We start from the raw sequence: 10,757 nt of genomic DNA on the forward strand, positions 1-10,757 counted from the left end.
CGTGTCTTGGTGTGCCTTTTATCGTGATTGACGAAACTTCGGGCTCCTATTTTGCTGAATACAAAGGCATTTTGCCCAGCGTTGGGACTTCTGAGGAACTCATCTGCTCTGCCGAGCGTTATTCCCGCAGCTGTTGCGAGACAGCATACTCGTTCTTACTTGAGCGCGAAATTGATAGCGGGCGATGCGATATCGATGATTTCATACGGCGACTGCAGCGTAAGTGTTCCTGTACGAAAAAGAGCGATACCTGTGACCGCTAAGATGGCTAAAATGACGAGTTCCTTTATCTGGTCCTTCCTCGAGCAAGGTGGGTCGAAGGCCATACAGCTTGTCGTGCAGATAGTCCTCGCACGGCTTCTGTCGCCGGAGGCGTTTGGCGTGCTGGCCATTTTGTTGGTCGTTACGCAGGTCGCAGACTCAGTCGCGCAGAGCGGGTTGGGGATGGCTCTCATTCAGAAGAGCGACGCAAACGAACGGTCGTACTCTACGGCATGGTGGCTGAGCCTCGGGTTGGCGGCGGCTCTGTACCTCGTCCTGTTTCTTGGCTCCCCCTCTATCGCCGCTTTCTACAGCATGCCGGACTTGGCTATATACTTGCGCGCGATTGGCGTAATCGTCCTCTTCAATTCCGCCAATTCCATCCAGCGCTCGTTCCTGCAGCGCAGTCTGGATTTCAAGAGCATCTTTGCCGCCACGACGGTCGCGGCGCTCGTGTCGGGCGCGGCCGGCATCGCGATGGCTTTCCTTGGGTTCGGTGTGTGGGCGCTCGTGGCGCAGTCGCTGCTGCAGAGTGTTTTCATTTGCGTGGTGATGTGGGCCAAGGTCAGCTGGAAGCCGGCGCTTGTCTTCAACGCGGATGAGGCCAAGGGCCTGTTCGGCTACGGGTGGAAGATCTGCGTCACCGGCATACTGAACGTCTTTTACTCTGGCATCTCTGAGCTGATCCTGGGGCGCGCCTGTTCGGCGGGGGAGCTGGGGCTGTACAGTCAGGGTCGCAAGTACCCTCAAGCCGCCATCGGCGTGATGAGCAACTCCATCGCCAACGTCCTGTTCCCGATGTTCTCGGCGATTAAGGAAGATGCGGCGGAGCTACGTAAGGTCATTAGGCGCGGGCTGAGGCTTGGTACATTTGTTGTGGCGCCGATGTCGCTTTTGGCGGCGGCGGTCGCTGAACCCGTCGTGGCCATCCTGTTGACCGAGAAGTGGCTCGCTTGCGTACCGATATTCCAGCTGACGTGCGTATCGAACGCGCTCCTGATGCTGCAGCTCGTGAACCTGCGCGCTTACATGGCGCTTGGTGACAGCGGGCTGTATATGCGGCTGCAGATCGTCAAGGTGCTGGGCGGTGGGGGGGTCATCTGGGCGACCGCGCTACTCACCAGGGACATCTACGCGACCGCATGGGCGAACTTCCTCGTCGGCACCCTCTCGATACTGCTCGTGGACATGCCGCCGGCCAAAAGGCTACATGGCTACCCGGCGTTGAGCCAGGTAAAAGACGTCCTGCCCATCCTCGCGCTATCCGCCGTAGCCGCCGCCGCGGCCCTCGCCGTCCAGCTTCTCGGTCTGGGGTACCTGCCCGAGCTGCTGCTCCAGTGCGCTGCGTTCGCCCTCGTCTACCTGGGAGGGGCGAGGCTGCTGCGTCTCGGCGAGCTGTCCGAGACGGCGTCGCTCGTGCGCAGGCTCGTTTTCCGGTAATGCCGGGCCACCCGGCCCGTTCGCTCTTTGAAATAGTTCGAATACTGATAGAAAGGCAGTCAGACCCATGTCAACCTTTAACGGCTCGACCTTGATGATTACGGGAGGGACGGGGTCGTTCGGCAACACCGTCCTGAAACACTTCCTGACCTCCGATGTGGGGGAGATCAGGATCTTCTCCCGCGACGAGAAGAAGCAGGATGACATGCGCCACGAGCTTCAGGCTCGCTATCCGGATCACTTTGCCAAGGTGAAGTTTTACATTGGTGATGTGCGCAACATCCAGTCTGTGCGCGATGCAATGCATGGAGTGGATTATATCTTTCATGCGGCGGCACTTAAGCAGGTGCCCTCTTGCGAGTTCTTCCCGATGGAAGCCGTACGCACGAACATCTTGGGAACGGATAACGTTCTTCATGCTGCAATTGATGCCGGAGTGAAGCGCGTTGTGTGCTTGTCGACTGATAAAGCTGCTTATCCGATTAACGCTATGGGCAAATCTAAGGCGCTTATGGAGAGCGTTATTTTCGCTAACGCACGCGTGGCCGCCGAGAAGGGTGGGACAGTGGTTTGCTGTACGCGTTACGGTAACGTAATGTGCAGTCGTGGTTCGGTCATCCCCTTATTTATTGATCAGATTCATGCTGGCAACCCAATTACAATCACCGACCCGTCCATGACTCGTTTTCTGATGAACTTGGACGAGGCAGTTGATCTGGTGAAGTTTGCTTTTGAGCACGCAAATCCGGGCGACCTGTTTATCCAAAAGGCCGACGCCAGCACTATTGGTGATTTGGCAAAGGCGGTACAGCAGCTTTTCGGAGATACAGGCACGAGCATTATCGGCACACGTCATGGCGAAAAGCTGTTCGAAACGCTGATGACTCGTGAGGAACGTCTCCGTTCAGAGGATATGGGCGGATACTATCGCGTGGCGGCAGACACTCGCGGTCTCAACTATGACAAGACGGAAGTCGACGAGGCGAGGACAATGGCCGATGAGTCTTACACTTCCCATAACACGAACCTCCTGGACGTAGAAGGTACCATTCAGAAGATTATGACTGCAGATTATGTTCGTGAAGAACTCGCCGGCATTCGTCACAATTAGGAGGAGGCTATCATGATCTACAGGTTCCCGTTGAGAGATGTCAAGGACATGCTTCTCAATCAGATTGGCAATAACTTTTTCAAATCGATTGATGACGAGAAGCTGATCACTAAGCATTTTGAGAGAACCCTTGAAAGGCTTGAAACAAACATCTCTGCTAACGATAACAAGTACTACTGGAGGCTTAACGCCGCAGGCGAACGCGAGGCGTATTTCGATCCGCTGCACACTTGCCAGTGGATGCTGTTTTTGTATCTGGCAGCGAATACCATCTATCGCTATGAGAACGAGAATCCTGAGGCTGCTCGCGTGGTCTGTGACAAGATTTACGGTCAAATGAAGACCGTGTCCGGATGCGATTTGTACTATGAAGTAGAGATGCCTAAGTCCTTTAACTTCGATCATCCAACCGGTTCTTTTATGGGTCGTGCGACTTTTGGTGAGGGCTTCTCGTTCACTCAAGGTTGCACGGTTGGCAACATCGACGAAATTTATCCGATTATTGGGAGCAATGTGCAGATGTGCGCCGGGAGCAAGATACTGGGCAACTCCCACATTGGTGATGACTGCATCATCGGCGAAGGCGCAGTGGTAAGAAATCAGGATGTACCCGCTAACTCTATTGTCTATGGCAAGACGCCCAACCTGTCAATAGCGTCTAGAGCTTAAGAATCATTTCAGGAGGATTACCATGGAAGAACTTGCCATTAACGGTGGTACGCCCGTCAGTTCGAAGGTTCTGGGTTATGGCCATCAGGATATTAATGAAAGCGATGTGCAGGCAGTTGTTGATTGCCTGCGTGGCGACTATCTGACCTGTGGACCTGCAACTGAGGCCTTTGAAGACTCTATCAAAGAGGCTACAGGTGCCGGATATGTGACCGCAGTGGCAAATGGCACGGCTGCATTGCATGTCGCCTGCCTTGCTGCTGGTATTAAGCCTGGTGATGAGGTGATCGTCTCGCCCATCACGTTTGCTGCCTCGGCTAATTGCGTGCGTTATTGCGGTGGCACGCCCGTATTTGCCGATATCGATCCGAAGACCTGGAATATCGACCCGGCATCTATTTGTGAGAAGCTGACCGACAAGACCAAAGCCATTGTGGCTGTTGACTTCGGCGGTGTGCACGTGGACTCCTCCGAGATTCGCAAGATATGTGACGAGCGCGGTCTTACGTTCATTGAGGATGCGGCTCACGCTATGGGCACGTGCCATAACGGTACAGCGGTGGGCTCAATCGCCGACATGACGACGTTTAGCTTTCATCCTGTGAAGACCATCACGACTGGCGAGGGCGGTGCTGTTGCCACGAATGACCCGGAGCTCGGTAAGATGATTGAGCTGTATGCCAAGCACGGTATCACTCGCGATCATGAACTTATGCGCGAGAAGGACCAGGGTGGCTGGTACTACGAGCAGCTGGTGCTGGGCTACAACTATCGCATTAGCGACATCGAGGCCTCGCTCGGTGTGAGCCAGATGAGGCGCTTGGGCCAGTTTGGCGATCGACGCAAGCAGCTCGTGGCCTTCTATAACGAGCAGTTCGCCAAGATTCCCGAGGTGCAGTTCCAACAGGACGCTACGCCCGAAGACACTGTACGTCATCTGTATTGCTTGAAGTTCGACACCGAAGCCCTGGGCGTGACGCGTCGCTTCATTTTCGATGCGCTGCGCGCGGAGAACATCGGCGTGAACGTGCATTACCTGCCCGTTTATCTGCTGCCCTACTACAAAGACCTGGGTCATGCTCGTGGGGATTGCCCTAATGCTGAGGACTACTACGATCATTGTGTCACATTGCCGCTGCATTGCGGACTCACCGACGAAGATGCCCAATGCGTTGTGGATGCCGTGGCGAAGATCGTGGAGTGGTGCCGCGCGAATAGGGGGGCGGAATAGTGCCCAGAAACATCTGCATCATCACAGCTCGTGGCGGCTCTAAGCGTATTCCGCGCAAAAATGTGCGTGAGTTTTGCGGCAAGCCGATGCTTGCATACTCGGTAGAAGCTGCGCTTGAGAGTGGCATCTTCGACACCGTAATGGTTTCGACCGATGATGATGAGATTGCTGAGGTAGCCAGAAGTTACGGGGCTGATGTGCCTTTCATGCGTAGTGCAGCAACTAGCAACGACTACGCTACTACAGCCGATGTGCTGCGCGAGGTGCTCTCGGAATACGAAAAGCGCGGGGTGGCATTTGATGTCATGTGCTGTCTGTATCCTACGGCCCCGTTCGTGAGCGCCTGCGAGCTCAAGGAGGCCTCCGCGATGATTGGAGAAGGAGCGAAATCGGTTATTCCTGTAACTACGTATGACTTCCCGCCGCTTCGTGGGTTCAAGGTTGGTTCATATGGATCGCTTGAGTATGCCTTCCCTGAATATGCGCAGATTCGCAGTCAGGACCTGCCTGAGATGGTACATGATTGTGGAAGGTTTTACTTCGCAAAGGTGAGCGATTACCTTGAATCAGGTGCGTTTGCGATGCCTGGTTGTCGTGCGTTGCATATAAATCCTAGACTTGTTCAGGATATCGATGACGAGACCGACTGGGAAATGGCGGAATCAAAATACCTTCAGGCAAAGAAAGGCGGTTGCCTGTGAATATGAAAGACAGGCTCGAGCATAACGAGACCTATTTTATTGCGGAAATGAGTGCGAATCACGGCGGCAGCTTTGAGCGAGCTATGCAGATTGTTGATCTTGCCAAGGAAGCTGGGGCTGATTGCCTCAAGCTCCAGACATACACGGCCGATACTATGACGCTCAAATCTAACGCTGAGGACTTCATGAACAGGGGAGGGCTATGGGATGGGATAAGCATGTACGATTTGTACAAGAGCGCCTATACCCCCTGGGAGTGGCATAAGCCAATCAAAGAGAGGTGCGATGAGCTAGGTCTCGACTTTTTGTCTAGTCCCTTTGATGACTCTTCAGTAGATTTTCTTGAGCAGTTCTCGCCCGTGGCATATAAGATTGCGAGCTTCGAGCTCACCGATATACCGTTGATTAAGCATGCGGCAGCCAAGGGACGCCCCATGATTATGTCAACCGGAATTGCGACCAAAGAAGAAATTGCTGAAGCCGTTGATGCGTGCCGTGCCGTGGGCAATGAAGACATCGTTCTTTTGAAGTGTTGTTCCTGCTATCCGACGGACTATGCCGAGATGAGACTCTCTCTTATTCCCGAGATCAAGCACGACTTCGGCACGATTGTTGGGTTATCCGATCACTCCGAAGGACATCTGGGAGCTGTGGCGGCCGTGGCATTAGGCGCGCGCGTGATCGAAAAGCACCTTTGCGTTGGAAGGGAAATTGAGACGGCGGATAGTTCCTTCTCTATGGAGCCTTCTGAGTTTAAAGAAATGGTAGAGGCCGTAAGGAATGTCGAAAGGGCTATCGCCCCCGCTACGTGGGATCTTCCTGCAAGAGAGGTGAGACAGCGTGAGGGCAGGCGCTCGATTTATGCTAGTGCGCCTATTGCCAAAGGCGATATTTTCACTGTGGACAATATCAAAATCGTCAGGCCTGCAAAGGGGATTGCGCCAAAATACTGGGATCGCCTTTTGGGCAAGAAGTCGCCATGCGATTTTGCGTACGCTGACCCCATATGCCTGAGCGACGAATGGTTGGAGGGTTGATGCTCGAAGATACCCTGATTCTCGGCGCTAGCGCCGAGTCTTTGCACGCGATTGATGTAGCGCACCAGCATGGATATAACGTTATTGCCCTTGATGGCTCGCCAAGCGCTGCGGGCCTTGCCGCTGCGGATGCGTCGGCGGTTGTCGATATCACTAACGCCGATGAGGTAATGGCTATTTTGGACGGACGGAGACCTGCTGCCATTCTTCCGGTCCCAATTGGGCGTGCGCTTGTCTCTACGGGCAGGATGAACGATATACTTGATTTGCCTGGCGTTCGTGAGAAGACGGCAGATTATTGCACTGATAAGTATGCCTTTGCGAGGGGCCTCTCCGGGAAACAGCTTAGGGATGCAAAGTGTCTCTTGGCCAGTGATGTTATGACTGACCCGACTGCGCTCGATGGATTTGCCTTCCCCGTTATTGTTAAGCCGCGGTATGGCTCCGGTAGTCGTGGAGTAGTTCTTGTCGAAAATCGTGCCGATGTTCTTATGCAGCTTTCCAAAGACGATATCGTAGAGGAATGCTGTCCTGGTATTGAGTATGGGATGGACGGGATCGTGAAGGACGGTAGCCTTCTCGTGCTTATGCTTAGAGAAAAGGTTAATACTAAGCCCCCCGTGCGTCAGTGCATCGGTTACCTTACGGTTCCACGTGGTGATAAGGTTTATTCTGTCGTTGAGCCTTATATGGACGCCGTTGTTTCCGAGATCGGTCTTGAGGACGGACTGTTTCACGCTGATATTATGGTGGGGGATGGTAAGCCATTTGCGATTGAGGTATCGGCGAGGCCATCTGGTCATAGCATCAGCAGTGATCTTGTGGCCCTTGCGACCGGCTACGACCCGCTCGAGCTCTTTCTGGATTGCTGCGTTTTGGGCGGTGAGTTGCCTTCGGTGCCTGATGTGCAACGATTGTTCATGGGCTTCTTTGACTTCGGTGCGTGTGAGGTGATTGCATGCCCGGACCCCGATTATCTTAAAAGCAAGTATGGGCTTTTAAGATACGTGCAGAACTTCGATTCAGGTACCGTTTTTGGGGATACTGTTGACGGGACTGTCACTGAGCGTGGCAAATTCATAATGAGGGCGGGGCAAGGCGATCCGCTGCAGCATATGGCTTCATTGCTTGATGAGTTTGAGATAAGGCATCTAGATGCTCGCCCTCTTTAGAACCGATTGCGATGCTGGCCAGGGAATGGGGCATATCATGCGATGTGCGGCCCTGGCTCGTGCTCTCCGTAGCATGGACGTGGATGTGGTATTTGCTTGTTCGAAGCCGGAGGGTGTCGCTTTTGCTTACGACTCGGGCTTTGAGGTTCTGGACTTGTCTTCGGTTGATATGGAAACCGAGAAGCGTTTCTTATTGGAATATGGTCATAGCCGTGATGTTTCGCTGATAGTGGCCGATTCGTATGAGTATGAACCGGTCTATCTTCGTGCTTTAGGTGATATCGCTCCCGTGGTTTATATCGACGATCTTCACACGCCAGGTCTGGCCGTAAAGGCAATCATAAACGGGAATATCACGGCTGATGAGGTGCGGTACAAGGATTTGTACGTGTCGGGTGACACAAAACTCCTCATTGGTGCACAATTCAGCTTGCTGCGCAGCGAGTTTTGCGGGCTTGGATCATTTTCCGTGAAGGACGATGTTCGCAAGATTCTTGTTGCCTCTGGAGGATCTGATCCCCATTACGCAAGCGTAAAGGTTACGGAGGCGCTGCTCAATTGTCCCTCTCTTTCGGAGTGCGAGATTGTTGTAATGGTGGGCGTGTTAAGCGGTAGCATTGATTGGCTGCATGCCATTTCGGCTTGTCAGCCGAGGGTTAAAGTACGCCAAGGCGTTAGAAATGTAGCGCAGCTGATGCGTTCGTGTGATATGGCAGTTGCTGCAGCGGGGGGCACGATGAACGAGCTTTGCGCCTGTGGCGTGCCTTCTATCGCCTATGCGCTGGCAGAAAATCAGGTAAAGGCTATTGCAGCTTTCGCCTCTGCCAACTGTGCGCTGGAAGGCGGCGCTGTTTGGGAAGATGGGTTCTCTTCACTGGTGGCTCGTTGCGCTGAAGCGCTTGCGAACGATGCGGGCCTTCGTACGGAGCTTTCTAAAAATGCAAAACGCTTATTTGATGGCAAAGGGGCGGAGAGGCTTGCGCGTGAGCTGTACGGGTTTATGGCAACGGGCGCTTGGGAGGCATGAGTCCGCCGTATGGCTACTGTCAAGGATCTTTCGCAAATGTGCCGATGTCTAGATGGGGCCACCGGCGCTATTGCTCTACACCCGAGCCTCCTTCTCTTTGGGCAGCGATACGTCGTGAGCGTCAAAACAAGCGCGTAGAACGATAAACCCCTCGTCCTCCGAGAAGGCCGAGGGGTTTATGTCGATCATCGGGTCGTCGGCCATCCCGGCGGCATTCGGCTTCAGCCTGATTTTCCGCCGGCGCGGAATTCGACCACGGCAGGTAAGGGGACGCGGACAAATAGTTGGACCGAATAAGGTCCGGTTAGGAGTTCGCTAATGCCAAGCTACACCGACGAGCAAAAGCGCAGGGCAATCGAAATGGTCGAGGAGTGCGGCGGGTCGGTGACGCGCGCGATGCGCAGGCTGGGATATCCCACGCGCCAAACGCTGTGCCAATGGCTGAATCAGCGCGACGCGTCGCACGAGAGGAGATCCGGCAGGCCCTGGAGCCATTACGATTCGGCGCTGAAGGCGCAGGCCGTGGCGTTCGTGAGGTCGAGCATGGCCGGCAAGGACGTCGCCGAGATGCTGGGGTGTCGAGCGCCGCGGTGGTCTACAATTGGGCGAGATATCCGATGCGCTCGAGAACCTGGTCAACCGCGCCTTCCGGGCCGCGGCGCCCAACGAGCTGTGGCTCACCGACATCACGGAGTTCGGGCTGCCGGGCGGCAAGGTGCACCTGTCCCCGATCCTCGACTGCTTCGACGGCGCCCTGCCCGCCTGGTCGATCGGCACGAGCCCGAACGCGGAGCTCGCCAACAGCAGCCTCGAGGCCGCATGCGGCACGCTCTGCGAGGACCAGCGCCCCGTGACCCGTTCCGATCGCGGGTGCCATTACCGCTGGCCAGGATGGATAGCCATATGCGAGAAGAACCACCTGACCAGGTCGATGTCGAGGAAGGGGTGCAGCCCGGACAACTCGGCGATGGGGGGATTCTTCGGCAGGCTTGAGAATGAATCCTTCCACCATCGGGACTGGTCGGGCGTGACGATGCCCGAGTTCTGCCGCATGCTCGACGCCTATCTGAGATACTACAACGAGGAGCGGCCGAAAGAGAAGCTGGGATGGCTGAGCCCGATGCAGTACCGCAGAAGCCTAGGGCGGGCGGCGTAGCCGGTTCAAAGAAATGCCCGCATCCCCTTATCGAAAAGACATTTTCGATGAAGCGAAACGTGACTAAGGAGCAAAATGGATAGCAAAAAGGCAAAGGGTATTGCAGCCGATTTTGTCACAACTGGCACAGAGGCCGTTGTGGAGACAGCGGCAGACAACCTCCCATTGCTCGCTTCGGCAATTCACGACGCAGGCTTTCAGGGTGCCGCCTCAATCCTCGCAGACGGCGTTGTCGGCGCGGTAGCTCCCGGTGCCCTTGGCCTCGTCTTCGGATACCGCATGAGGCGAACAGAACGAAACTTGATTATTCTGATTGACAAGCTGTCTTCCAATATCGAGATCGTCAACGAAAGATTGGACTCCCTAGAAGCAACTGTTCGGGACAAATACACAAACGGCTCATACAGGGATGCATTTCTTGACAGCGTGGTCGACGAAAACGAGCCCGAAAAAGTGTCTCGTAATGTCAATGCCTTCATAAACTGCATGGCGTACGGCAGTGCGGGCGACTCATTTGTCCTAACGCTGTTCGACGATCTGTCGAGGCTCAATAGACTCGACATCCGCGTCCTTAAACTTCACTACTACAATCCCATTACCGGGCATATGGCCGACGACAGCTTTGATAGGCTGATTTGGGAAGAAGGAATTGACTGCAGTGAGTATAGAGTCATTCGCGAAAAGCTATGCCGCTTAGGCCTACTCGAAAGCAAAAACGAGGAGAAGCGGGAAAAGAACCTCGAGGCTGTTCAAAATGCAGTCAGCGAGCTTCTTTCGCAGCTTGGCAAGAGGAACCCCAAAATCCCCAAGCCCCCAAAGCTCCAAAGAATCAGCACCTCTGACTCCTATTTGATTACCTCGCTCGGACGCCGGTATCTTGAATTGATTCGTCCGGTTCAAGAGACAGTTTCAGCCTAATGCAAATTCGAGCCTTCAAATCGAGGGCAGCTGG

General features: G+C 54.5%; 11 protein-coding genes. All 11 read left to right on the plus strand.

Annotation, left to right across the window (positions count from 1 at the left end; translation table 11 throughout):
- Nucleotides 1–263 (plus strand): hypothetical protein (locus tag SFHG_RS11120; protein WP_222859226.1); only part of this gene is annotated, 263 nt, incomplete at its 5' end.
- A complete protein-coding gene (locus SFHG_RS06495; RefSeq protein WP_052297833.1) occupies nt 253–1,701 on the plus strand; it encodes a lipopolysaccharide biosynthesis protein in 1,449 nt (482 codons plus the stop codon). The genes SFHG_RS11120 and SFHG_RS06495, both read left to right, overlap by 11 nt.
- Before the next feature lie 67 nt (nt 1,702–1,768).
- Nucleotides 1,769–2,812 carry a polysaccharide biosynthesis protein gene (locus tag SFHG_RS06500; protein WP_042435458.1) on the plus strand — a complete coding sequence of 348 codons (1,044 nt, stop codon included), beginning with the start codon at nt 1,769–1,771 and terminating at the stop codon, nt 2,810–2,812.
- Between the two features lie 12 nt (nt 2,813–2,824).
- Nucleotides 2,825–3,481: an LbetaH domain-containing protein gene (locus tag SFHG_RS06505; protein WP_042435460.1), complete on the plus strand. Its 657-nt coding sequence runs from the start codon at nt 2,825–2,827 to the stop codon at nt 3,479–3,481.
- 22 nt (nt 3,482–3,503) lie between these two features.
- Complete coding sequence (gene pseC / locus SFHG_RS06510) at nt 3,504–4,712, plus strand: UDP-4-amino-4,6-dideoxy-N-acetyl-beta-L-altrosamine transaminase (RefSeq protein ID WP_042435463.1); 1,209 nt, start codon at nt 3,504–3,506, stop codon at nt 4,710–4,712.
- On the plus strand, nt 4,712–5,413 hold the full coding sequence (gene pseF, locus SFHG_RS06515; protein WP_042435466.1) for a pseudaminic acid cytidylyltransferase: 702 nt from the start codon (nt 4,712–4,714) through the stop codon (nt 5,411–5,413). Before pseC ends, pseF begins: the two co-directional genes overlap by 1 nt.
- A gap of 2 nt (nt 5,414–5,415) precedes the next feature.
- On the plus strand, nt 5,416–6,450 hold the full coding sequence (gene pseI / locus SFHG_RS06520; RefSeq protein WP_042435468.1) for a pseudaminic acid synthase: 1,035 nt from the start codon (nt 5,416–5,418) through the stop codon (nt 6,448–6,450).
- Nucleotides 6,450–7,622: an ATP-grasp domain-containing protein gene (locus tag SFHG_RS06525; RefSeq protein ID WP_042435470.1), complete on the plus strand. Its 1,173-nt coding sequence runs from the start codon at nt 6,450–6,452 to the stop codon at nt 7,620–7,622. Before pseI ends, SFHG_RS06525 begins: the two co-directional genes overlap by 1 nt.
- 37 nt (nt 7,623–7,659) lie before the next feature.
- Nucleotides 7,660–8,649, plus strand: coding sequence for a UDP-2,4-diacetamido-2,4,6-trideoxy-beta-L-altropyranose hydrolase (gene pseG, locus SFHG_RS06530; RefSeq protein ID WP_238318315.1), 990 nt, complete (start codon nt 7,660–7,662; stop codon nt 8,647–8,649).
- A 601-nt stretch (nt 8,650–9,250) separates the two neighbouring features.
- Complete coding sequence (locus SFHG_RS06535) at nt 9,251–9,805, plus strand: IS3 family transposase (protein WP_042435476.1); 555 nt, start codon at nt 9,251–9,253, stop codon at nt 9,803–9,805.
- 75 nt (nt 9,806–9,880) lie between these two features.
- The gene (locus SFHG_RS06540) at nt 9,881–10,723 is read left to right on the plus strand and encodes a hypothetical protein (protein WP_042435479.1); all 843 of its coding nucleotides are present in this window, start codon (nt 9,881–9,883) and stop codon (nt 10,721–10,723) included.
- Nucleotides 10,724–10,757 lie beyond the last annotated feature (34 nt).

The organism is Senegalimassilia anaerobia JC110 (genome assembly GCF_000236865.1).
Classification (GTDB): Bacteria; Actinomycetota; Coriobacteriia; order Coriobacteriales; family Eggerthellaceae; genus Senegalimassilia; species Senegalimassilia anaerobia.